Genomic DNA, 24,705 nt, shown 5'->3' with positions numbered 1-24,705 from the left:
GAACCGGTCAGGTTTGACGGGCGGCCGCCTGCGACGCGGCCTTCGTCGGCGTTGCCTGCTCGACGGGCTTGACGGCCGTATCCGGCGCGAACTGCGCGGCGTTGTCGACGATCACGCGCTCGCCGCCCGCGAGGCCGCGCGTGATGCGCCAGTCGCGTCCGCTCATCCGGTCGGCGACGACCTCGACGTCCTTCACCTTGCCGTTCGCGTCGACCACGCGCACCGACGTGCGCTCGGCCGTGCGCAGCAACGCATCGCGCGGCACGAGGATCGCACGCTGATCGACGGCCGCGTCGAGCGCGATCCGCACGTACGCGCCCGGCAGCAGTTCGCGCTCGGGATTCGGAAACAGCGCGCGCATCGCGACGGTATCGGTGGTCGGGTCGACCGCGAGATCGCTGAACAGCAGCTTCCCCTTGAGCGGATACGCCGTCCCGTCGGCGCGCAGCAGCGTCACCGTGACGTCGTGCTGCGCGATGCCCGTCGCGCGGCCGCTCTTCACCGCGCGGCGCAACGCATCGACGTCGGCCGCCGGCTGCGAGAAATTCACGTAGATCGGATCGAGCTGCTCGACGGTCGTGAGCGGCGTGGCCTGGTCCTGGCCGACGAGCGCGCCTTCGGTGACGAGCGCGCGCCGTGCGCGGCCCGAAATCGGCGCGGTGACGGTCGCATAGTCGAGCTGCAGTTGCGCCCGGGCGAGTTCGGCCTTCGCCGAAGCGACGCCGGCCTTCGCCTGCGTATCGTCGGCAACGGCTTCCGTGTGATCGCGCTCGCTGACCGCGCGGTCGCGCACTAGGTCGTCGTAACGGCGGCGCTTGTCGCTCGCCGCGAGTGCCGCGGCCTGCGCCTTCGCGAGCGCCCCCTGTGCGGCGTCGCGTGCGGCCTTCAGCGGTGCCGGGTCGATGCGGAACAGCACCGCGCCCTGCTTCACTTCCTGACCTTCTTCGTAAGTCCGCGCGGTGACGATGCCCGCAACCCGCGCGCGCACTTCCGCTTGCCGATATGCGTCGAGCCGGCCGGGCAATTCGACGGTCATCGGCACGGCCGTCGGACGCACCGTCACGACCGTCGCGTGCTGAACGGCCTCCGGCGCCTTGTCTTGTTCGCCCTTTCCGCATCCGCTCACGAGCAGCATGGCCGCGAGCGCGAACGGCGCCAGCCGAAGGCGGCGCCCCAGGGAGCGTTTGTTATTCATGTATGACCTCGGATCGTTCGCCGCCGATACAATGCGGCGGCTCAGGGTGGCCGATTATAATCAGTCACGACTGATTAAATACAGGCGGTTTAAATCCGGCCGCCATACTGTCTCAATTAAACGACAGCGAACTGTAAGGAAATTCACCACATGGCCCGCAAGACCCGGGAAGAATCGCTCGCCATCAAGCACCGGATCCTCGACGCCGCCGAGCTCGTCCTGCTCGAAAAAGGCGTCGCGCAAACCGCGATGGCGGACCTCGCCGAGGCCGCCGGCATGTCGCGGGGCGCCGTATACGGCCACTACCGCAACAAGATGGAAGTGTGTCTTGCCATGTGCGATCGCGCGTTCGCGCGCACCTCGGAAGGTTTCGACGCGGTCGACGGACTGCCCGCGTTCGCCACGCTGCGCCGCGCGGCGTCGCACTACCTGCAGCAATGCGGCGAGCCGGGCGCAATGCAGCGCGTGCTCGTGATTCTCTATACGAAGTGCGAACAAAGCGAGGAGAACGGCGCGCTGCAGCGGCGCCGCATGCTGCTCGAGCTGCAGATGCTGCGCATCACCAAGGCGCTGCTGCGCCGCGCGATCGCGGCGGGCGAACTCGCCGCCGACCTCGACGTGCATCTCGCGGCCGTCTATCTCGTGTCGCTGCTCGAAGGCGTGTTCGCGTCGATGATCTGGACCAACCGGTTGCGCGGCAATCTGTGGAACGACGCGGAAGCGATGCTCAACGCCGGCTTCGACGCAGTGCGCACGTCTGCCGCGCTGCGCGTGCGCGCGCAAAAATTGCCCGCTTGACGAAAAGCCACGCAATAAATGCTGATTTAACCCGATTTACCGCACTGTGAAACGAATGAGCTGACCCTCTTTAAAATTTTTAACGTTTCGCGGAACATCGGTAGACTGACGCTGTCATCTTTCTTTAGCGTCTTCGTGATAATCCGGGTGCGACCCGGAAAGCTCACGCCGCCGTTCGAAGCGGGCCTGCCCGCGAGTTGGGTCGAACGGAAACGATACAGGCCCCTGGCGGGGCCTGTTTTGTTGCACGCCCGTCGCCCGCCCCGTCGCCACCCGACGGACATGCCGCCGATGGCTCCCGCCCACACCTCTTTGAACCGCTTTCCTGGATGTGGACACCTTTGGTCAAGCCTGCTGCTACCCCTGATGCCTTCGCGCGCGGCCGCGCGCAGCGCCTCGTGCGCGCGCTCGTACCCGCCGCCGTGCTCGGCGCCCTCGCCGCCTTCGGTCTCGCCGCCGCGCTGCCGGCCGTCTCGCAACTGCCCGGCGCTGTCGATTCGGGCACGGCCGCGCTGCCGCAGCGCGTGCTGTCCGACACGCCGTTTCCCACCGCGCAGCATTTCGTGACGAGCGAGCTCGCGCGCACGATCGGCGAGCGCAACGAACTCAATGAACATGGCGAGCGCAGCCTGCAGCCCGGCCTGTTCGCGCCGCTCAGTGCGCACCGCAACGACATGCTCGGCTATACGAGCCTGTTCCAGTTCGCACCGCCCGAACAGCAGCACGGGATGCGCGCGGGCGACATCGAGCTCACGCTGTCCGATACGCTGAACCGTCTCGACGTGCCGCCCGAGGTGCGCATCCAGCTCGGCGATCTCGTCACCGGCAAGGTTGCGATGCGCGCCAGCGCACAACGCGGCGACTACTATCGCCTCGCGTACGACACCAACAACGGCACGCCGCACCTCACCGCGCTCGAGCTGCGGGTCGCGGGCCGCACGTTCGGCGCGATCTGGTTCCACGCGCCGGGCGCCGACCACGGCGCGTACTACACGCTCGACGGCGCGCCGCTCGAAGCGGCCGCGTTCACGATGCCCGTCAAATGGACGCGCATCAGCTCGTTCTTCGGCGAACGCATCCACCCGCTGTCGCAGGCGATGGCGTTCCATACCGGCGTCGACCTCGCCGCGCCGTCTGGCACGCCCGTCAATGCGGCGGCCGACGGCGTCGTGTCGTTCGTCGGCACGGATCCGGGCGGCTATGGCCACTACGTGATCGTCGATCACGCGGACGGCTATTCGACCTACTACGCGCATTTGTCCGCATTCGCGCGCGGGCTCAAGACCGGCGAAACCGTGAAGCAGGGGCAGCGCCTCGGCTCGGTCGGGATGACCGGTGCCGCCACCGGCCCGCACCTGCACTTCGAGGTGCGCGTCGCGAACGATCCGGTCGATCCGCTCGTCACGCTTGCGAGCGCGCAGACGGGGCTGTCCGACATGCAGCTCACCGCGTTCCGCCAGGAAGCGGCGCAATGGCGCTTGCGCCTCGCGTCGATCAGTACGACGCCGTTCGCATTCGCGCAGACTGACGGCCCGCTCTGGGGCGACTTCGCGACCGGTCCGTCGACGCTGCGCGCGGTGTTCGATACGCACTACAGCGCGTCCTGACGCCGACGCACCGAGGCGCCCACCGCCTCGTCACGCCCGTCGCCGCTCGAGCAGCGGCGACGAGGCCCGCAGCGGACTTCCGCACGCGACCGATCTTCATCACCGGCAATGCGCCGCATGTTTCGCACGCGACGCGCGGTCCGCGCCGTCACCGCGCCGGCTCGGTGCGCTCGGCCGCCTGCGCAATGCGCTCCGCACGCGGGCGACGCGACAGCAGCCAGCGCGCCGCGCCGTCGAGCGACGTGCACAACACGAGATAGATCGCCGCGACGAACAGGAAGATCGGCGCCGGATACACCATCAGCCGGTTGTTCACCTGCGTCGCGACGAACGACAGTTCTGGCACGCCGACGACATACGCGAGCGACGTGTCCTTCACGAGCGCGACCCACTGGTTGACGAACGACGGCGTCATGATCCGGATCGCCTGCGGCAGCAGCACGTAGCGCACCGTCTGCCAGCGCGTGAGCCCGAGCGACAGCCCTGCCTGCCACTGCCCGTCGCCGGCCGCGACGATGCCCGCGTGCACCGCATGCGCGAGATACGCGCCGCCGATCAGCGCCAGCGCGCACACGACCGTCGCGAGCCCCGGCACGTCCATGTGCAGCAGCATCGGCATCAGGAAATACGTCCAGAAGATCAGCATCAGCACCGGAATCGCTCGGAAGAAGCCGATGAACCCGAGCAGCAGCACGCGCAGCGGGCCGCGCGCGAGCGCCATCGCGACACCGAGCGCTACGCCCAGCACGGCGGACGCGAGCGCCGACGCGATCGCGAGCACGAGCGACAGCGCGGCGCCGCCAAGCGGGCCATCCGGGAACGCACCGACGAGCAGATACGGCAGGTTGTCGAGCAGCAGCGGGATGTCCATCGTCAGCGCCCCGCCCCGAGCCGGTCGCGCCATTGCGCGGCCGCGTATGCGCCGGCCTCGATCGCCGCCACCGCGACGATGTACAGCACGGTCGCGACACCGAACGCGGCGAAGGTCCTGAACGTCTCCGTCTCGACCTGCCGCGACGCATACGACAGCTCGGCGACGCCGATCGCCATCGTGAGCGACGAGTTCTTCACGAGATTCATGTATTGGCCGAACAACGGCGGCAGCGCGATGCGCACGGCCTGCGGCAGTACGACGTAGCGCAGCGATTGCATCGGCGTGAGGCCGAGCGCCGCGGCCGCATCATGCTGCGCGCGGCGCACGCCGCGCAGTCCCGCCTCGCATTCCTCGGCGACGAACGCGGCCGTGTATGCGCTCAGCCCGAACCAGCCCGCGACGAACTCGAACGACGGCCACGCGAGCGTGAACAGGCCCGTGCCCAGTTGATGGCGCGCGTTCAACCACGCGACCCATGGATCGGGCAGCAACGACGCGACGCCGAAATACCAGAACAACAACTGCACGAGCAGCGGCGTGTTGCGGAACGCGACGACGTAACCGGCCGCCAGCGTGCGCGGCACCGTGCCGCGCGCATGCCCCATGACGGCCAGCAGCAGCCCGCCGGCGGTCGCGGCGAGCGCCGCCGCGGCCGCGAGGCCGAGCGTCAGCAGGAAGCCCTGCCAGAGCCAGGACAGATATTTGGGAGCCAACCCGAGCATGCGTTGGTGCGGGCGCGGAGCGCGCGATCGAAAAGAAACGGAAAGCGCCGCGCTCCGTGCGCACCGGCGTGGCCGGCGGCGGAACGCGGCGCACGTGGCCTGCGGCTCAGGTCTTGTCGCCGATGCGGAAGATGCGTGTGAGCGGCGTCTTCGTCGTCGGCCCGAACCACGCGTCATAGATCTGCCCCGCACGGCCACTCGCCTCGAGACCCTTCAGCGTGTCGTTGACGAAGCCAAGCAGGCGCGCCTCGCCCTTCGGCACGCCGACGCCCATGTAGTCATTCGAGATCGTGAACGCCGGAATCTCGTAGTTCTGCTTGTCGGGCACGTTCGCGAGCAGACCGATCAGCTTCGGCCCGTCCTGCGTGATTGCCTGCACGTTGCCGGCGCGCAGTGCGGCGAACGCGAACGGCGTGTCGTCGTACGCGACGATCGTCGCCTTCGGGAATTTCTCGCGCAGCGTGATCTCGTTCGTCGTGCCCTTGTCGGCGCCGACGCGCAGGCCGTTCAGTTGGTCGGCCGATTTCAGCACGCCCTTCTTCGCGAGAAACTGCTGGCCCGACGAGAAATACGGGACGCTGAAGTCGACCTGCTTCGCGCGCTCGTCGGTGATCGTGAAATTCGCGAGCACCAGATCGACCTTGCCGGAAGTCAGGAACGGAATGCGGTTCGCGGGATTGGTCGGTTGCAGCTGCAGCTTCACGCCGAGCTTGTCAGCCAGTGCCTTCGCATAGTCGACGTCGAGGCCGACGATGTGATTGCTCTTGGCGTCGACATAACCGAACGGCGGGTTGCTGTCGAAGGTCGCGACGCGCAGCACGCCGGCCTTCCTGATGTCGTCGAGGCGGTCCGCGTGCGCGACCGTGCCGGCAGTGACGAGCGCGACCCCGACGAGCCACATGGCGAGAGTGTGGATTTTCATGAGCACGACCTGATTTGTTATCAAGGCCGCCGCGGATCGCGCGGCGGCCGGTTCGAGGAACATCGCGACGCTGTGTGTCGTCGCGAAGCCGCTAACGTATCAGCGCGTGCGGCGATTCCGAACCAACAATTGCTGCTTTGCTCTGCGGGTTTCGTGATGATGCTCGCAGACGGCGGGCGCGACGGCATGCTTCAAAAAAAACGCCCGCTGCACGCAGCGGGCGCGAATCCCAGTCAAGGAGGTGTCACACGAACTACGGGTTCAGAATAAAAGCATCGCCCGTGGCGGACAACGAAGCGATTCCGATATCGATATCGCGCGTCCCGCGATGAGCTTGCACGCGTCCACCGATAACGCCGCGCATGAAAAAACGGCGCGCCGCCTGCGTGGCGGAGCGCCGTCCTCCTGCATGTTGCCGGTCGGTGCGGGCAGCGTCGTGAGGCTGCCCCGCGATCACGGTTCGTGACGCAGATACCCTTCCTTGCTCGGATCGCGCATCCGCCACGACACGATCAGCGAGATCGCGCACAGCACCGTCACGTACCAGTAGAAGGTTTCCTCGCTGCCGACCGACTTGAACCACAGTGCGACATACTCGGCCGAGCCGCCGAAGATCGCGTTCGCGACCGCATACGACAGGCCGACGCCCATCGCGCGCACTTCGGGCGGGAACATCTCTGCCTTGATGAGGCCGCTGATCGACGTGTAGAAGCTGACGATCGCGAGCGCGATCGTGATCAGCACGAACGCGGCCGTCGGGCTCGTCACGGTTTTCAGCGCGTGCATCAACGGCACGGTGCCGATCACCGCGAACGCGCCGAACAGGATCATCGACGTGCGGCGGCCGATCTTGTCGGACAGCGCGCCAAACACCGGCTGCATCAGCATGTAGACGAGCAGCGCGACGGTCATCACGTTGCTGGCCGTCTTCGCATGCATGCCGGCCGTGTTCACCAGGTACTTCTGCATGTACGTGGTGAACGTATAGAAGATCAGCGAGCCGCCGGCAGTGAAGCCGACCACCGTGAAGAACGCGCCCTTGTGCTGCCACACGCCGCGGATCGTGCCCGCATCCTTCTTGTCGCGCGATGCGCTCGTCGACGTCTCGTCGAGCGATTTGCGCAGGTACAGCGAGATCAGCGCGGCCGCCGCGCCGCAGACGAACGGAATGCGCCAGCCCCACGCCTTCAGTTCGTCGTTCGACAGCGCCTGCTGCAGGATCACCAGCACCAGCAGCGCGCACAGCTGGCCGCCGATCAGCGTCACGTACTGGAACGACGCGAAGAAGCCGCGCCGGCCCTTGAGCGCGACCTCACTCATGTAGGTCGCGCTCGTCCCGTATTCGCCGCCCACCGACAGGCCCTGGAACAGACGCGCGACCAGCAGCAGCGCCGGCGCGAGCGCGCCGATCTGCGCATAGGTCGGCAGCACCGCGATCACGAGCGAGCCGCCGCACATCATCAGCACCGAGATCATCATCGCCGTGCGGCGGCCATGACGGTCGGCGATGCGGCCGAACAGCCAGCCGCCGATCGGACGCATCAGGAAGCCGGCCGCGAACACGCCGGCCGTGTTCAGCAGCTGCGTCGTCGTGTTGCCGCTCGGGAAGAACGCCGGTGCGAAGTACAGCGCGCAGAACGAGTAGATGTAGAAGTCGAACCACTCGACAAGGTTGCCCGACGAGGCGCCGACGATGGCGAACACGCGTCGCCGGGTGTCATGCGCGGACAGCGCAGCTTGGTCGGTCTGGACGTCCATGGGTTGGTCTGTTCCTTTTAGTGCTTTCTGGGCGAGACGGCTGCGGGCCGCCGCGTGCGGTCGCACGTGGCACCGGTTCCGGCGCACGGCGCTACGGGATTTTAGCGAAATGTAAAGTAAGAGGCTTTCCGGGTTCGTCCGGATGTAGAAAAATTTTCTCTTGCCGCGCGTTCGTCATATGAAAACGCCAGCCGCGAGGCTGGCGTCCGATGCAAACTTTTCCCGGTGGTCGATGCTTAGACCCGCACCTCCGGCGGCACGTAGCGGCACTCGTAGCGTTTGCGCACGGTACCGGCCTCGTCGACGCTTTCCAGGAACACGTCGAACTGCCAGAGCCGCGCCATGTGCTTGAGCACCTCCTCGCTGTCGTTCGACAGATGGCGGTTGTCGGTCATGAAGTGGCGCAGCGTGAGGCTGCGGTCGCCGCGCGTGTTCACCGCCCATACCTGGATGTTCGGCTCGCGGTGATGTATGTCGTACTGCCGTGACAGCGCCTGCCGCACGTACTGGTAGCCGGACTCGTCGTGGATCGCCGATACCTCGAGCGAATCGCGCATGTCGTCGTCGAGCACGGAGAACAGGCGCATCTCGCGGATCAGATTCGGCGACAGATACTGCGCGATGAAGCTCTCGTCCTTGAAATTGCGCATCGCGTAGTGCATCGCCGGCAGCCACGGGGTGCCCGCGATCTCCGGAAACCACTTGTAGTCCTCTTCGGTCGGCGCCTCGCAGATCCGCCGAATGTCGCTCATCATCGAAAAGCCGAGCGCATACGGGTTGATCCCGCTGTAGTACGGCTTCGTGACGGGCGGCTGGTAGACCACGTTGCTGTGCGAATGCAGGAACTCCATCATGAAGCCGTCTTCCAGCTTGCCCTGGTTGTACAGCGTATTGAGCAGCGTGTAGTGCCAGAATGTCGCCCAGCCTTCGTTCATCACCTGCGTCTGCCGCTGCGGATAGAAGTACTGGCCGATCTTGCGCACGATGCGGATCACTTCGCGCTCCCACGGCTCGAGCAGCGGCGCGTTCTTCTCCGCGAAATACAGCAGGTTCTCCTGCGGCTCCGGCGGATAGCGTTCCTCCTGCTCCTCCATCTGCTCGGGCTTCTTGCCCGGCAGCGTGCGCCACAGCTCGTTGACCTGCGACTGCAGATACGCCTCGCGCTCGCGCCGCAGCGCGGCCTCCTTCGACAGCGACGGCTTCTGCGGCCGCTTGTAGCGGTCGACGCCGTAGTTCATCAGCGCATGGCACGAATCGAGCAATTCCTCGACGCGATCGAGACCGTAGCGCTCCTCGCATTCGGCGACGTAGTTCTTCGCATACACGAGATAGTCGATGATCGCGTGCGCGTCGGTCCACAGCCGGAACAGGTAGTTGCCCTTGAAGAACGAGTTGTGCCCGTACGCCGCGTGCGCGATGACGAGCGCCTGCATCGTCATCGTGTTCTCTTCCATCAGATACGCGATGCACGGGTTCGAGTTGATGACGATCTCGTAGGCAAGCCCCATCTGGCCGCGGCGATAGCTTTTCTCGGTCGCGAGGAAGTGCTTGCCGAACGACCAGTGGCGATAGTTGACCGGCATCCCCACCGACGCGTACGCGTCCATCATCTGCTCGGCGCTGATCAGTTCGAGCTGGATCGGGTAGATGTCGAGCTCATATTGCTCCGCGACCTGCGAGATGTGCGTGTCGTATTCCTCGAGCAGTTCGAACGTCCAGTCGGACGGGCACGGCAGCGGCTTGCGTTCGGCAACGTTCATACGCGCTTCCTTCTGCCCGCCAGCGGGCAAGTCGGCGGCCGGCGGCGCCGGCTCGGTCCGGCCGCTTTGCTGCGATGCGGCAGGGCCGGCGGTGGTGTCGCCGGAGGGGCGCGGCGCGTAGCCGCGCGATTCGTTGTGCAGATGGCGGGTCGTCATGACATTTCCACCTGCTTTTCGAACAATTCGCGAAACACCGGGTAAATATCAGCAGCCGATTCGACTTTCTTCATCGCGAGATGCGGTTGCGACAGCGCGAGCTGCGCGTATTCAAGCCACAGGTTCTGCTCTTCGGGCGCGACCTGGATATACGCGAAGTAACGCGTCTTGGTGAGGATATCCTCTTCCAGGATTTTGCGACACTTCGGCGAATCGTCGGTCCAGTTGTCGCCGTCGGACGCCTGCGCGCCGTAGATGTTCCATTCCGTCGGCGAATAGCGCTCGTTCATCACCTTGCGCATCAGTTCGAGCGCGCTCGACACGACGGTGCCGCCGCTTTCGGTCGAATGGAAGAAGGTGTCCTCGTCGACTTCCTCCGCGCGCGTGTGATGGCGAATGAACACCACCTCGATGCGCTCGTAGTTGCGCTTCAGAAACAGGTACAGGAGGATGAAGAAGCGCTTCGCGAGATCCTTGCGCTGCTCGTCCATCGAGCCCGATACGTCCATCAGGCAGAACATCACGGCCTGGCTGGACGGCTGAGGCTGCTTTACGCGATTGATGTAGCGCAGGTCGAACGGATCGATGAACGGGATCCGCCAGATGCGCCCTTTCAGATGATGAATCTCGGCCTCGAGCGTCGCGATTTCCGCGCGGCGGTCTTCCGGATCGCTCTTCAACGCCTCGAGTTGCGCTTCGAGTTCGCGCAGCTCGTTGACGAGCGGCGAGCCAAGCGCGATGCGCCGGCCGAGCGCGCTGCGCAGCGAGCGCACGACGTCGATGTTGTTCGGCGTGCCTTCCGCCGACCAGCCCGCGCGCACGTTCTTCCAGCTCGGCACCGTCAACAGGTGCGTCTTCACGAGGCGCGGCAGTTCGAGATCGTCGAAGAAATACTGCATGAATTCGTCGCGCGACAACTCGAACACGAAGTCGTCCTGCCCTTCGCCCTCGTTGCTTGCCTGACTGCCGCCGCCACCCGAGCCGCCCTGCGGGCGCGGGATCTTGTCGCCGCGCACGTAGTCTTCGTTGCCCGGGTGCACGTATTCACGGCGCCCGCCAGGCGCGTGCCGGAAATTCGGCTCGGCGATGTCCTTGCGCGGAATCGTGATGCTTTGCGTGCTCTGGATATCCTTGATGCTACGGTCGCGCACCGCATCGGACACGGCACGACGAATGTAGTTCTTGACGCGACGCAGAAAGCGTTCGCGGTTGGCGATGCTCTTGTTCTTGCCGGCCAGCCTGCGGTCGATGATTTGATGAAGCACTCCCGGTCTCCCGCTCGAAAGTCGATCTGCCGGGGCACTCGCCGCGCATGCCGTGTGCCGTCATGCGGGCGGCGCCTCTGAAAGTGCCCGTACGGACTCGCCGTACGGGCGCGGTACCGCGCGCGTCATGACGACTTGCGCACGCGCAGGTACCAGTCGCAAAGCAGCCTCACCTGCTTCGGCGTATAGCCCTTCGCGACCATCCGGTTCACAAAGTCCTCATGCTTGCGTTGCTCCTCCGCCGAACCCTTCGCGTTGAACGAAATGACCGGTAACAGTTCCTCGGTATTCGAGAACATCTTCTTCTCGATCACGACGCGCAACTTCTCGTAGCTCGTCCACACGGGGTTCTTCCCGGCGTTCGCCGCCCGCGCGCGCAACACGAAGTTCACGATCTCGTTGCGGAAATCCTTCGGATTGCTGATTCCGGCGGGCTTCTCGATCTTCTCGAGTTCCGCATTCAGCGCCGCGCGATCGAAGCTCTCGCCCGTGTCGTGATCGCGGAATTCCTGATCCTGGATCCAGAAGTCCGCATACGTGACGTAGCGATCGAAGATGTTCTGCCCGTACTCCGAATACGACTCGAGATACGCCGTCTGGATCTCCTTGCCGATGAACTCCGCGTAGCGCGACGCCAGGACGTCCTTCACGAACGACAGGTACTTCTGCTCCGTCTCCGGCGGAAACTGCTCGCGTTCGATCTGCTGCTCGAGCACGTACATCAGATGCACGGGGTTCGCCGCGACCTCGCTCGTATCGAAGTTGAATACGCGCGACAGGATCTTGAACGCGAAGCGTGTCGACACGCCCGTCATCCCTTCGTCCACACCCGCGTAGTCGCGATACTCCTGGTACGACTTCGCCTTCGGATCGGTGTCCTTCAGGTTTTCGCCGTCGTACACCTGCATCTTCGAGAACAGGCTCGAATTCTCCGGCTCGTGCAGACGCGACAGCACCGAGAACTGCGACATCATCTTCAGCGTGCCCGGCGCGCACACGGCCTCGGCGAGCGACGAATTGCGGATCAGCTTCTCGTAGATCTTGATTTCTTCCGACACGCGCAGGCAGTACGGCACCTTCACGACGAAGATACGGTCGAGCAGTGCCTCGTTATTGCGGTTGTTGCGGAATGCCTTCCACTCCGACTCGTTCGAGTGCGCGAGGATCACCCCGTCGAACGGAATCGCGCCGAATCCTTCGGTACCCTTGAAGTTGCCTTCCTGCGTCGCGGTCAACAGCGGGTGCAGCACCTTGATCGGCGCCTTGAACATTTCGACGAATTCGAGCAGCCCCTGGTTCGCGAGACACAGGCCGCCCGAGTAGCTGTACGCATCGGCATCGTCCTGCGCGTACTGTTCGAGCTTGCGGATGTCGACCTTGCCGACGAGCGACGAGATGTCCTGGTTGTTCTCGTCGCCAGGCTCCGTCTTCGCGATGCCGATCTGCCGAAGGATCGACGGATAGCGGCGCACCACGCGGAACTGGCGGATGTCACCGTTGTATTCGTGCAGGCGCTTGACGGCCCACGGACTCAGGATGCTCTTCAGGTAGCGGCGCGGAATGCCGTATTGCTCTTCGAGGATCGGGCCGTCTTCGTCGTAGTCGAACAGCCCGAGCGGCGATTCGTTGACGGGCGAACCCTTGAGCGCATAGAACGGCACGCGCTCCATCAGTTGCTTCAGGCGCTCGGCGATCGACGACTTGCCGCCGCCCACCGGCCCGAGCAGGTAGAGGATCTGCTTCTTCTCTTCGAGCCCTTGCGCAGCGTGGCGGAAGTACGCGACCACCTGCTCGATCACTTCCTCCATTCCGTAGAACTCACGGAACGCGGGATAAACCTTGATAACCTTGTTCGCGAAGATCCGCGACAGGCGCGGGTCGTTGCGGGTATCGATTTGTTCTGGTTCCCCGATTGCAGCCAGCATGCGTTCGCCTGCCGTGGCGTACGCTGACGGATCGTTCTTGCAGAGCGCGAGGTACTCCTCCAGCGAGAACTCTTCCTCTCGCGTTTTTTCGAAGCGGTTCGCGAAGCTGCTGTAAATATCCATGCTACCTCCTCGCCTGAGTCTGAAGACGCACCTGCCTTCTATGACTGCACAGAAGCAAGCGCGTTCGAATTCATCCTAAACCCTTTCTTATTTTTTTTCACGAACTCTTCGTATGAAGTTCGTCATTCTCGACAACACCGCTTGGACAACGCATTTCGACGCTTTACAATCGATCTCCCGAGCCGCAGAAATTGCATCCGCCGCGTCTCGTCGAGCATCGGAACGTCTCGTGCGTTGGATACCTCCGCGCGTTGCGCCGCACCCTTCACTCTCCCCTTCATCCGTAGACGTTCGAGCAGACGTTTTCGACGACACGCCGCGCGCACCGTTACAAATTTTTCTCGCATCGTCCGGAGATACCCGTAGCACCGATGTGCACATCCAACGCGCGGCGATGCACGAACGTTCACGCGCGCTGTCACATTCCGTCGGTCGCCGAAACGACAACGCCCGCATGTCGCGGGCGTCGTGTGCTGCCAAATGGGGATAGATGCGCGGCGTGCGCGACTCAGAACGTTTCCCAGTCGTCGGCGCCGGCAGACGCAAGCGCCGGTGCGGGTACGGCGGCCGCGGCCGCCGGCTTGCGTGCCGGCGCGGCGCGCTTCGGCGCAGCGTCGCGATCGTTGCGCGCCCCGGCGGGAGCGGGCGGCGAAACCGGCACGACAGCCGGGGCGGCCACCGCGCGCGGCGCTTGACGCACCGAGGTGGCTGCCGGCCCCGCCGCGTCGTCGTCGATCCGGAACACCGACGCCGTTTCGCGCAGGCGCGCAGCCTGCTCATCGAGCGATTGCGCGGCCGCCGCCGCTTCCTCGACGAGCGCGGCATTCTGCTGCGTGACCTCGTCCATCTGCGCGACCGCACGCGCGACCTGATCGATGCCGCCGCTCTGCTCCTCGGATGCCGCCGCGATCTCGCCCATGATGTCCGTCACGCGCTGCACCGCACTGATCACGTCGCTCATCGTGCGGCCGGCTTCGTCGACCAGCGTCGAGCCCGTCCGGATGCGCTCCACCGACGCGTCGATCAGCGCCTTGATCTCCTTGGCCGCGCTCGACGAACGCTGCGCGAGGCTGCGCACCTCGCCCGCGACGACCGCGAAGCCGCGGCCTTCCTCGCCGGCACGCGCGGCTTCGACGGCCGCGTTCAGCGCCAGGATGTTGGTCTGGAACGCGATTCCCTCGATGATTGCGATGATGTCCGCGATCTTCGCCGAGCTGGCGTTGATCTCACCCATCGTGCCAACCACCTGGCCGACCACCGTGTTGCCCTTGTTTGCAATTTCCGACGCGTTGGCGGCCAGCGAGCTTGCCTGCCGCGCATTGTCCGCGTTCTGCTTCACCGTGCCGGTCAGCTGCTCCATGCTCGATGCGGTTTCCTGCAGCGCGGACGCCTGCTCTTCCGTGCGCGACGACAGGTCGATGTTGCCGGCGGCGATCTGTCGGGCCGCGGTCGCGATCGACTCACTGCCGCCGCGCACGGTGCGCACCGTGTCGACCAGCCCGCGTTGCATCTTCGCGAGACCGTCGAGGAGCTGGCCCATTTCGTCGCGCCGCTGCACCACGATCGAGCGGCGCAGGTCGCCGGCGGCGATCGCGTCGAAATGCGCGAGCGCGTCCGCGAGCGGACGGCCGATCGCACGGCTGAGCGTCAGCCACGACAGCACCGCAGCGACCAGACCAGCCAACAGCAGAACGATCGACAGCACGCGCAACGTGTCGAACGTCGATTCCGACTGATCGAAGCCCGCCTGCGCGGCGGTGAACTGGAAACTGCGCAGCGCCTCGCTCGCCACCGCGAGATCGTTGTAAAGCACCTGGATCTGCTTGGCGCCTTCGCCGATCCGGTCGCGATCGCCTGTCACGACAAGGCCTCCGAACGTGTCGCACCCGCGCTGTAGCGCCTGCCGCTTCGCGGCGACGTCCTGCGCGAGTCGGTCCTCCTCCGCATCGCGCGGCAGCGCGAGGTACTTTTTCCACCACGAATCGGACTGCGCGCGCATCGCGCGGCTACGCTCCACTGCGACAGCCGATTCGGGTGTCCCCGCCAGCAACGCGGCGCGATCGAGCGCCAGGCGCTCACGCGCCGCGTACATTTCGGCAGCGGCCACATCGACCGCGCTCGGCATCTGGTTCGTGAAAATCTCGCGCGTCGCGTCGTTCGAGCGCGTCATCCCGTACACGCCCAGCACGCCGATCACCCCCAGCAGGACCGCGAGAAACGCCATCGTCAAACCGATGCGTGCACGTATCGTCAGGTTTCCGATCACCATCATCCTTCCCGTATTGCGTCATCATGAACGGGCCGAGGCCCGTTTTTCGAAACAGTGTTTCGCCCTGTGCATTTACGACCGGTTGTTGCACAACTTGATGCCATTGGCGTCATTTTTTTCATCAATTCCTTGGTTCATTACATATTGATGAATAATAGGGGCGAAGCATTGCGGGCCGCCACGCGACAGCGCGTGGCGAGCAGCACGGCGAGGCAATTGGAGGAAGATGGCCGGCCGCCTGCTGTAGCACGCGCCGGCCGAGATACGCTACCCAGGGCCTGTTCACGCTAATAGCGGGCTTGCGAACGTGCGTTGCCGGTCGTAGCGCAAGAAGCAAGGAGCGCCGTTTGGTCGAGCCAGACGCCCCGCAGGAAGTCCCCTTGGAGAACAAGCGACGCGCGACGCTGCAATACGGGCGGCGACGCACGTTCCCGTGTTTTGAAAAATTCGTTCGTGGGACCGGCCCGTTATTAGGGTGAACGGGCTCTAGCCCTATTCGGCCAGTTCGGCGAGGGTGGGAATCGACGGTTGCGCGCCTGCGCGCGTGACCGACAACGCCGCCGCGCGTTGCGCGAAGCGGATGGCCGTGTCGACGGCTTCGCCTGCCGCAAGGCGCGCGGCGAAACCGCCGATGAAGGTATCGCCGGCCGCAGTCGTGTCGACGGCCTTGACGACGGGCGCCGGATAGTGGCGCGCCGCGCCGTCGGCCGTCAGCGCGAACACGCCCCGCGCGCCGAGCGTGATCAGCACGTTGCGCGCGCCGGCCGCGTGCAGCGCACGCGCCGCGGCTTCCGCCTCGGCCGGATTGCGCACCGGCAGCCCGGTCAGCGCCGCCGCTTCCACTTCATTTGGAATCAGGTAGTCGACCAGCGGCAGCCAGCCGTCCGGCAGCGGCGCGACGGCCGGCGCCGGATTGAGCACCACGGTACGGCCAAGCCGCCGCCCGGCCGACAGCGCCGCGAACACGGCGTCGGGCGGCGTCTCGAGCTGGCAGATCAGCACGTCGGTCGCGGCGAGAATAGCCTCGTGCTGCGCAACCATCTCGGCCGTCACTTCGCCATTGCTCCCTGCGACGATCACGATCGCGTTCTGGCTCGCATCGTCGACGACGATCAGCGCGACACCGGTCGACGCCGTCGCGCTCGTCGCGAGCCGCGAGCAGTCGATGCCTTCGGTCTCGAGGCCGGCCCGCAGCGCGATACCGTGCGCATCCGCGCCAACGCAGCCGATCATCGCGACCTGCGCGCCGAGCCGCGCGGCCGCGACGGCCTGGTTGCCGCCCTTGCCGCCTGCGGCCTGCGCGTACGCATGGCCGGCGAGCGTTTCGCCCGGCAACGGCAGCCGCGGCGCCCGTACGACGAGATCCATGTTGAGGCTTCCGACCACCGTCACGCGGCCGGCGCCCACCGCACGCGCCGTCATGCGCAAGCACCCGGCGCGGCCGGCTCGCGGTAGACCGCGGTCGATTCGCGCAGCACGAGGCGCGGCGACACGACGCGACGACGGCTCGGCGCGGCCGTCGAACCGCCGCCGATCCGCTCGATCAGCGTTTGCGCGGCCATTTCGCCGAGCGCGCGCACCGACTGGCCGACCGTCGACAGCGCCGGATACGTGTAACGGGAGAATTCGATGTCGTCGAAGCCGATGATCGAGCAGTCGTCCGGCACGCGCATGCCGCGCTCGGCCGCCGCGCGCAGCGCGCCGACGCCCATCAGGTCGTTGCCCGCGAAAATCGCGCTGGGATGCACCGACTCGAACAGCCGCGACGCCGCGTGGTAGCCGCCGAGGCACGAAAAATCGCTTTCCGCGATCGCGCCCGGCACGATGTCGATCCCGCGCTCGGCCATCGCACGGATGAAGCCGTGCACGCGCATCGCACTGACTGCCGTGTCGGTCGGCCCGGTGATGCAGCCGATCTTCGCATGCCCGAGTTCGAGCAGGTGACGCGTCGCCAGATAGGCGCCGCGTTCGTGGTCGATCTGCACGAGGTCGGCCGCGAGCCCCTCGATATTGCGGTCGACGACGACGAGCGGCGCATGCGCGTCCGCAAGCGTCTGCGCGAGCACCGTATCCTCGCCGGCCGACGCGACGATCAGCCCATCGATGCGCTTTTCCTGCAGCACGCGCAGGTAGTTGCGCTGCTTCACGGGGTCGTCGTCCGAGTTGCAGAAGAACACGCAATAGCCGTTGGCCGCGCACTGGTCCTCGATGCCGCGCGCAAGCTCCGCGAAGTACGGATTCGTGCTGTTCGGCACGACGAGGCCGATGGTCGCCGTCGCGCGCGCCTTCAGCGAGCGCGCCACGGCCGATGGCACGTAATTCAGCTCGCGGATCGCGCCCTCGACCTTCGCACGCACATCCGCGGACACCGGCCGCGAATTGTTCACCACGTGCGAGACGGTCGTAAACGACACGCCCGCCATGGCCGCCACATCCTTGATCGTCGCCATTTCCCGTTTCTCTCTGGTCTGCTTTCCGTATAGTTCTACCGGGCGCGCGCGCGCCGGCTGCGATAGGTGTCGAGCACGACCGCGACCACGATCACCGCCCCGGTGATGATCCGTTTGGTCGGCTCGTTCGCGCCAATCTGAGCGAGCCCGGCGGCCAGCACCGAGATGATCAACACGCCGAAGAACGTGCTGATCACCGAGCCGCGCCCGCCCATCAGGCTCGTGCCGCCGATCACGACGGCTGCGATCACCTGCAGCTCGACGCCCGCGCCCGCGTTCGGATCGGCGGCCTCGAGCCGCGAGATCTGGAACAGCGAAGCGAGCCCCGCGAGCGCGCCCATCAATGCGAATACGAGGATTTTATACGGACGCGGGTTAACCCCGGCAAGCCGTACCGCCTCTTCGTTCGTGCCGATCCCGACGAGATAGCGTCCGAATACGGTGCGCGTGAGCACGAACTGTGCCGCGATCATCACCGCGACCGCGATCAGGAACGCCGGCGAGATGCCGAGCGCGATCGGGTTCGACAGGAAATCGAACGCGTCGCCGATGTAGGCCGTGCGCGAATTCGTCAGCTGGTACGCGACGCCGCGCGCGGCCTCGAGCACACCGAGCGACACGATGAACGACGGAATCCGCCAGCCGACCGTGATCGCGCCGGTCAGCGAGCCCGTCGCGGTCGCGACCGCGATCCCGATCAGCGCGGCCGGCAACGGCGCCCACTGCCACTTCAGCGAAGCCACGCTGACCATCGACGCGGCCAGCGCGAGCACCGAGCCGACCGACAGGTCGATGCCGGCGATGATCAGCACGAAGGTCATCCCGACCGACATCACGACGAGATCGGGGATCTGGTTCGCGATCGTACTGAACGTATCGTAGGTCAGGAAATGCGAACTCAGCGCCGAGAACAGCGCGATCATCGCGGCGAGCGCGCCGGCGAGCCCGAGGTAGTTCGACACGCCGAGCCGCGTGCCGGACAGCGTGCGCGCGCGACGCCCCGTCACGGTCTGCTGCGCACCTGCGTCGCTCGGGGATACGGGAGGCTGGGTCATTGCTGTGGTCCTGTCGTCGAAGTGCCGGAAGCCGCGCGCGGCGCGCCTTCCGGATGCCGGGCGCCGTCCGGCAGCGCGTCGCGGCCGAAGCCGGCGAACGCCGCGGCCAGCAGCGCATCCTGGGTCCAGTTGCCGCGCTCGAACACGGCGGTCATGCGGCCGGCCGACATCACGCCGATCCGGTCGCAGATCAGCATCAGCTCGCGCAGGTCGCTCGATACGACCACCAGCGCACGCCCCTCGCGCGCGAGCGCGCCCATCAGTGTGTAGATCTCGAACTTGGCGCCGACGTCGATCCCGCGGGTCGGCTCGTCGAACAGCAGCACGCCCATGTCGCGCGCGAGCCAGCGGCCGATCACGACCTTCTGCTGGTTGCCGCCCGACAGTTCGCCGACCGCCTGCGCGGCGCCGTGCGTGCGGATCCGCAACGCGTCGATCTGCTGCTCGGCGAGCGCCGTCTCGCGCGTCGCGTCGACGATGCCGCCGCGCGAGAGCCGGTCGAGCTGGCCGAGCGACACGTTCGACGTGACCGACTGCGACAACAGCAGCCCTTCACCCTTGCGGTCCTCGGTGATCAGCGCGATGCCGTGCTTCACCGCGTCGACGGGCGAGCCGATGCGCGCCGGTTTTACCGGATCGCCGACCGCGATCATCCCGGCGTCCGGCGTATCCGCGCCGTAGATCAACCGCAGCAGCTCGGTGCGCCCTGCGCCGATCAGCCCCGAGATGCCGAAGATTTCGCCCGAGCGCACTTCGAGCGACACGTCCTGCACGGCCGTGCCGCGCGTCATGCCCGACACGACGAGCCGCGGCGCGCCGATATGACGCGCGCCGAGATCGATGTGCTCGCCGAGCTCGCGCCCGACCATCAGCGTGACGAGCCCGTCGGACGTCGTCGCGGCCATGTCGCCGACATGCACGAGCCGGCCGTCGCGCAGCACCGCGACGCGCTCGGCGACGCGCGCGAGCTCCTCGAGCCGGTGCGAGATGTAGACGATCGCCACGCCGCGCGCCTTCAGCCGGTCGATCTGCTCGAACAGCAGTTCGACCTCGCGCGCGGTCAGCATCGCGGTCGGCTCGTCGAGGATCAGCACGCGGCAGTCGCCGATCAGGTTGCGCGCGATCTCGACCATCTGCTGGTGGCCGATGCCGAGCGCGCCGACCGGCGTATCGGGATCGACCGCGTCGAGCCCGACCTGCGCCATCGCGGCACGCGCATCGTCGCGCAGCCGCGCGCGATCGATGATGCCGAAGCGCCGCGGCAGACGATTCAGAAACAGGTTTTCGGCGACCGTCAGCGTTGGCAGCAGGTTCAGCTCCTGCATCACCATGCGCACGCCGAGCGCCTCGGCCTGCGTGCGGCTCGCCGGCGCATAGGCCTGGCCGCAGAGCTGCATGGTGCCGGTCGTCGGGTCGACGAGCCCGCCGATGATCTTCGACAGCGTGCTCTTTCCCGCGCCGTTCTCGCCGGTCAGCGCGAGCGCCTCACCCTGCGCGAGCGTCAGTGTGACGTCGGCGAGCACCGGTTCGGCATAGGTCTTGCCCACACCGGAGACGGACAGCACGGGAACAGCTGAACGGGAGGGTTGGAAGGTCGGTTCCATCGCGATCCTGGTTGCGGCCGCACGCACGCGGCGCGCGGGTATGACGCTCACAAGTGCTTGCAGTGGCCGTGATCGCGCTCACTCCGTATAACGGCCGCCGGTCCGGATTCTTGAGCGCGGCGGCCGTGGCGGGGCGGCGTTACTTCGTCACGAGATCCACCGGCGTCTCGACCACGCCGGTCATGTCGGCCTGCTTGCGGTGCTCGGCGATCGCCTTGAGCGCCGTGTCGATGCCGAACACGGCCTGCTTCGCCGCGTACTGGTCGGCGGTCGCGATCACGCGGCCGTCCTTCAGCATCGGCTTGATCGCGTTGATGTTGTCGTAGCCGACCACGAGCACCTTGCCCTGCTTGCCCGCCGCCCGCACGGCCGACACGGCGCCGATCGCCATGTTGTCGTTGCCGCACAGCAGCGCCCGCAGGTTCGGGTACTCGTTCAGCATCGCGGACGCGACCGCGTTGCCCTTGTCGATCTCCCACTCGCCCGACTGCACCGACACGACCTTCATCCCGCCCGCCTTCATCGCGTCCTGGAAGCCGGCCGTGCGCTGCTGCGCATTGGTCGTCGTCGACACGCCTTCGATGATGCCGACCTGGTCGCCCGCCTTCAGCCGCTTCGCGAGGTAGTCGCCGATCTTGCGCGCGCCCTTGCGGTTGTCGGGGCCGACGAACGGCACGTTCAGGTTCTTCGACTTCAGCACGTCGGGATCGAGCCGGTTGTCGATGTTCACGACGATGATGCCCGCGTCGACCGCCTTCTTCACGACCGGCACGAGCGCCTTCGAATCGGCCGGCGCGAGCACGATCGCATCGACTTTCGACACGATCATCTGCTCGACGATGCGGATCTGGTTCGCGGTGTCGGTCTCGTCCTTGATGCCGTTCGTGATCAGGTCGAACTGGCCGGCGTTGTGCTTCTGGTATTCCTTCGCGCCGTTTTCCATCGTCAGGAAGAACTCGTTGGCGAGCGACTTCATCACGAGCGCGACTTTCGGCTTGCCCGCCGATTGGGCATGGACGACCGGTGCGGCAGCGACCGCGACGGCGGCAAGCGCGGCGGTCAGGAAGCGACGGCGAAAGCGGACATTCATACACATCTCCTGGCGACTGGCCCTACGGGCCGGACTGTTGTTTTAATGTGAGCAAACGTTTGCGCCACACTACCCGGGCATTGGCCATCGATGCTGCTTGTCGGTACCACGGAATGGAAGCGAGGCAGACGGCCGACTGCCTGGCGCGTGCTGACGTCGACGCGCCACCGCCGGCGGGGACGCCGGCGGAGTGAGGGCTATGCTGTACCGTTTCGGGGCGACGCGCAACCCGTCTGATCAATATTTAAGGGTTTATTCGGAGCGCGTCGCGACGCGCGAAGGCAACACCTCGTGCGTCAGGCCCGATCCTGTTGCGCGGGCTCGGTGCGATCGTTCGACGGCGGCTCGCCGAAGCGGTTCGCGTGCGGTGTGCCGGCGATGAAGCCGTTCATCACGAGCAACGCGAGCGCACCGACGATCGGCACGCACATCAGCAGCATCCACCACCCCGACTTGTCGATGTCGTGCAGCCGCTTCACGCCGACGGCAAGTGTCGACCAGAACGCGACGACGGCGATCGCGACGAACACCAGCAGGACCGACAGCGGCAGATCGTCGTTCGACGAACCGCGGCTGCCCGCATCGAAGATCGCGCTGATCACGCCGGACACCACCGCGTAAATCCACCACGGCATACGACCGATCCGGCCTTCGAACGAAAAAAGAAACCATTTGAGATTCATTGTTCACCTCTTCTTCGCGCATCGTCGAATGGCAGACGGCGATCGCGGCAGCACCAGCCTCGGGCATTCGGCCGCCGATTTGCGCCGGGTCGCCGCTGCGGGCAGGCTGGGCATCCGCCGTTTCCGTCCTGCGTCGCGCAAGAAAGTCCGGCCCGGGCCTTCTCGCGTCCGCGCGCATTAAATCATATCTTTGGCGCCATGGCTTGCATGAGATGAACGGAATGCAGCGTTTCACCTGCGTATTCCATGATCGTCGATGCATGCGGATCGGGCGCGGCGCAGCGATGCGATCCGCCGTCGATAGAGCGGCAACAGAAACGCCGCGCGCGCCGGGCTCTTGCCCGGACCGCACGCGGCGTGTGCAGGACGCGCGTAACCGTCAGGCCACTTCGCGCAGTTGCGAGGCGATTTCGGTTTCGTTCAGATGCGGCGCGAACATCTCGATCAGCCGGTACGCATACGCGCGCAGGAACGCGCCCTTGCGCAAGCCGACGCGCGTCGTGCTCGCCTCGAACAGGTGCTGCGTGTCGAGCGCGACGAGCCCGGTGTCGCGCTGCGGATCGAAGGCCATCGCCGCGACGACGCCAATCCCCATTCCGAGTTCGACGTAGGTCTTGATCACGTCCGCGTCGATCGCGGTCAGCACGACGTCGGGCACGGCGCCGGCCTGCGCGAATGCCTGGTCGATGTGCGAGCGGCCCGTGAAATCCTGGTCGTACGTGATGATCGGGTACTCGGCGATTTCGTCGAGCGTCAGGTTCTCGCGGCCGACGAGCGGATGCCCCTTCGGCACGACGACCGTGTGGTGCCACGAATAGCACGGGAACGTGACGATGTCGGGGTAGCGGTCGAGCGCCTCGGTCGAGATGCCCAGATCGGCTTCGCCGTTCAGGATCATCTGCGCGATCTGCTGCGGGCTGCCCTGCCGCAGCGCGAGATGCACCTTCGGGAATACCTCGGTGAACTGGCGGATCACCTTCGGCAGCGCGTAGCGCGCCTGCGTGTGCGTCGTCGCGACGACGAGGTGGCCGCTGTCCTGGTCCGCGAACTGGCGAGCGACCCGGCGCAGGTTTTCCGCGTCGAGCAGCATCCGCTCGATCAGCTGGTGAACGGCCTTGCCGGGCTCCGTGAGCCCGGTGAGCCGCTTGCCGCGCCGGATGAAGATGTCCACGCCCAGTTCATCCTCGAGATCCTTGATCTGCTTCGACACGCCCGACTGCGACGTGTACAGCACGTTCGCGACTTCCGTCAGGTTCATGTTCTGGCGCACGGCTTCGCGCACGAAACGCAATTGCTGAAAATTCATGGGTATGCCTCTTGGGCTGTCGTTGTTCGAATGTCGATCCGGGGCGGTATCCGCCCTCTTCTCGTTACCGGGTTTGGGCGTCAGTGTGCGGGAAATACGCGCACCGCGCGCGGCACGGCCGTCGCGCCGTCGCCGACCTGCAACGCGAGCGCGCGCCACGCGTCGCGATCGAGTTCCGCTTCGAGTGCGCCGCCCGCGCGTGCCTCGAGCTCGACGCGCACCGAGCCGCCGAGCGGGATCACGCGACGCACGTCGACCGCGATGCCGTCGCGATGGCCATCGCCGGCCGGCCACAGCTGCAGGTCGTGGGGCCGCACATACGCGTTCGCGGGCCCCGCGAAATCGGCGTCGACGGCGATCGGCGCGGCCGCCCCGTCGGCGACGAAGCCGCGCCCGGCAACCGTGCCCGGCAGCCGGTTCGCCGCGCCGAGAAACTCGTAGACGAACGCGCTTTTCGGATGATCGTAGACGTCCTGCGGGCTGCCGACCTGCTCCACGTGGCCGCGGTTCAGCACGACGATCCGGTCGGCCACTTCCAGTGCTTCCTCCTGGTCGTGCGTGACGAAGATCGTCGAAATGTGAAGGTCGTCGTGCAGGCGCCGCAACCAGCCGCGCAATTCCTTGCGAACTTTCGCGTCGAGCGCGCCGAACGGCTCGTCGAGCAGCAGCACCTTCGGCTCGACCGCGAGCGCGCGGGCCAGCGCGATCCGCTGGCGCTGGCCGCCCGACAGCTCGGACGGGTAGCGCTGCGCGAGCCAGTCGAGCTGCACGAGCTTCAGCAACTCGTGCACCTTGTCGCGGATCACGGCTTCCGACGGCCGTTCGCGACGCGGCTTCACGCGCAGCCCGAACGCGACGTTCTCGAACACGGTCATGTGGCGGAACAGCGCGTAATGCTGGAACACGAAGCCGACCTGGCGATCGCGCGCGCCGACCGACGCGACGTCGAGCCCCTGCAGCACGACCTGACCGGCGTCCGCGTGCTCGAGGCCCGCGATCACGCGCAACAGCGTGGTCTTGCCGCAGCCCGACGGCCCGAGCAGCGCGACGAGCTCGCCCGGCGGAAAGTCGAGCGACACGTTGTCGAGGGCGGTGAAATCGCCGAAGCGCTTCTGAAGATGACGGACGGTGATACCCATTCTG

The 24,705-nt window shown here is 66.1% G+C and carries 19 protein-coding genes; 2 read left to right on the top strand and 17 right to left on the bottom strand.

Annotated features, from left to right (window positions below; genetic code table 11):
• Nucleotides 1–7: 7 nt before the first annotated feature.
• Nucleotides 8–1,195 carry a MexX/AxyX family multidrug efflux RND transporter periplasmic adaptor subunit gene (locus WI26_RS07745; protein ID WP_069225651.1) on the bottom strand — a complete coding sequence of 396 codons (1,188 nt, stop codon included), beginning with the start codon at nt 1,193–1,195 and terminating at the stop codon, nt 8–10.
• Nucleotides 1,196–1,345: 150 nt separating this feature from the next.
• Here WI26_RS07745 and WI26_RS07740 point away from each other — a divergent pair, with 150 nt between their 5' ends.
• Both WI26_RS07740 and WI26_RS07735 read left to right on the top strand, forming a co-directional pair.
• The gene (locus WI26_RS07740; protein WP_069225650.1) at nt 1,346–1,993 is read left to right on the top strand and encodes a TetR family transcriptional regulator; all 648 of its coding nucleotides are present in this window, start codon (nt 1,346–1,348) and stop codon (nt 1,991–1,993) included.
• A 329-nt stretch (nt 1,994–2,322) separates the two neighbouring features.
• The gene (locus tag WI26_RS07735) at nt 2,323–3,600 is read left to right on the top strand and encodes a M23 family metallopeptidase (RefSeq protein ID WP_059537359.1); all 1,278 of its coding nucleotides are present in this window, start codon (nt 2,323–2,325) and stop codon (nt 3,598–3,600) included.
• A gap of 148 nt (nt 3,601–3,748) precedes the next feature.
• Here WI26_RS07735 and WI26_RS07730 read toward each other — a convergent pair whose 3' ends face one another.
• From WI26_RS07730 to WI26_RS07655, 16 genes are all read right to left on the bottom strand, one after another.
• Nucleotides 3,749–4,471, bottom strand: coding sequence for an amino acid ABC transporter permease (locus WI26_RS07730; RefSeq protein WP_059914094.1), 723 nt, complete (start codon nt 4,469–4,471; stop codon nt 3,749–3,751).
• A 2-nt stretch (nt 4,472–4,473) separates the two neighbouring features.
• Nucleotides 4,474–5,196: an amino acid ABC transporter permease gene (locus WI26_RS07725; protein WP_069225649.1), complete on the bottom strand. Its 723-nt coding sequence runs from the start codon at nt 5,194–5,196 to the stop codon at nt 4,474–4,476.
• Nucleotides 5,197–5,302: 106 nt separating this feature from the next.
• A complete protein-coding gene (locus WI26_RS07720; protein WP_069226371.1) occupies nt 5,303–6,118 on the bottom strand; it encodes an ABC transporter substrate-binding protein in 816 nt (271 codons plus the stop codon).
• A gap of 453 nt (nt 6,119–6,571) precedes the next feature.
• Nucleotides 6,572–7,876 (bottom strand): MFS family transporter, encoded by a 1,305-nt coding sequence (locus tag WI26_RS07715; RefSeq protein WP_069225648.1) that lies wholly within the window; start codon nt 7,874–7,876, stop codon nt 6,572–6,574.
• Nucleotides 7,877–8,112: 236 nt separating this feature from the next.
• Nucleotides 8,113–9,792, bottom strand: a complete 1,680-nt coding sequence (locus WI26_RS07710) for a SpoVR family protein (protein WP_069225647.1) — start codon at nt 9,790–9,792, stop codon at nt 8,113–8,115.
• Nucleotides 9,789–11,057, bottom strand: coding sequence for a YeaH/YhbH family protein (locus tag WI26_RS07705; protein ID WP_059449649.1), 1,269 nt, complete (start codon nt 11,055–11,057; stop codon nt 9,789–9,791). Before WI26_RS07705 ends, WI26_RS07710 begins: the two co-directional genes overlap by 4 nt.
• A 125-nt stretch (nt 11,058–11,182) precedes the next feature.
• Nucleotides 11,183–13,105: a PrkA family serine protein kinase gene (locus WI26_RS07700; RefSeq protein ID WP_059449648.1), complete on the bottom strand. Its 1,923-nt coding sequence runs from the start codon at nt 13,103–13,105 to the stop codon at nt 11,183–11,185.
• A 508-nt stretch (nt 13,106–13,613) separates the two neighbouring features.
• Nucleotides 13,614–15,374 carry a methyl-accepting chemotaxis protein gene (locus WI26_RS07695; RefSeq protein ID WP_069226370.1) on the bottom strand — a complete coding sequence of 587 codons (1,761 nt, stop codon included), beginning with the start codon at nt 15,372–15,374 and terminating at the stop codon, nt 13,614–13,616.
• Nucleotides 15,375–15,866: 492 nt separating this feature from the next.
• On the bottom strand, nt 15,867–16,796 hold the full coding sequence (gene rbsK, locus WI26_RS07690) for a ribokinase (RefSeq protein ID WP_059467552.1): 930 nt from the start codon (nt 16,794–16,796) through the stop codon (nt 15,867–15,869).
• Nucleotides 16,793–17,824, bottom strand: coding sequence for a LacI family DNA-binding transcriptional regulator (locus WI26_RS07685; RefSeq protein ID WP_059537352.1), 1,032 nt, complete (start codon nt 17,822–17,824; stop codon nt 16,793–16,795). The genes rbsK and WI26_RS07685 overlap by 4 nt, the downstream gene beginning before the upstream one ends.
• A 35-nt stretch (nt 17,825–17,859) precedes the next feature.
• Nucleotides 17,860–18,879: an ABC transporter permease gene (locus WI26_RS07680; protein ID WP_059467554.1), complete on the bottom strand. Its 1,020-nt coding sequence runs from the start codon at nt 18,877–18,879 to the stop codon at nt 17,860–17,862.
• Nucleotides 18,876–20,483, bottom strand: a complete 1,608-nt coding sequence (locus WI26_RS07675; RefSeq protein WP_069225646.1) for a sugar ABC transporter ATP-binding protein — start codon at nt 20,481–20,483, stop codon at nt 18,876–18,878. The genes WI26_RS07680 and WI26_RS07675 overlap by 4 nt, the downstream gene beginning before the upstream one ends.
• A gap of 139 nt (nt 20,484–20,622) precedes the next feature.
• Nucleotides 20,623–21,573, bottom strand: coding sequence for a sugar ABC transporter substrate-binding protein (locus WI26_RS07670; protein ID WP_059467556.1), 951 nt, complete (start codon nt 21,571–21,573; stop codon nt 20,623–20,625).
• 296 nt (nt 21,574–21,869) lie between these two features.
• Nucleotides 21,870–22,208, bottom strand: coding sequence for a DUF805 domain-containing protein (locus WI26_RS07665; RefSeq protein ID WP_167359241.1), 339 nt, complete (start codon nt 22,206–22,208; stop codon nt 21,870–21,872).
• 427 nt (nt 22,209–22,635) lie between these two features.
• Nucleotides 22,636–23,562, bottom strand: coding sequence for a CysB family HTH-type transcriptional regulator (locus WI26_RS07660; RefSeq protein WP_059449641.1), 927 nt, complete (start codon nt 23,560–23,562; stop codon nt 22,636–22,638).
• Nucleotides 23,563–23,642: 80 nt separating this feature from the next.
• Nucleotides 23,643–24,701 (bottom strand): sulfate/molybdate ABC transporter ATP-binding protein, encoded by a 1,059-nt coding sequence (locus WI26_RS07655; protein ID WP_059510755.1) that lies wholly within the window; start codon nt 24,699–24,701, stop codon nt 23,643–23,645.
• Nucleotides 24,702–24,705: the final 4 nt, after the last annotated feature.

Origin of the sequence: Burkholderia diffusa (assembly GCF_001718315.1) — a bacterium.
Lineage (GTDB): Bacteria > Pseudomonadota > Gammaproteobacteria > Burkholderiales > Burkholderiaceae > Burkholderia > Burkholderia diffusa_B.
This window is presented reverse-complemented; position numbering and strand designations above follow the sequence as displayed.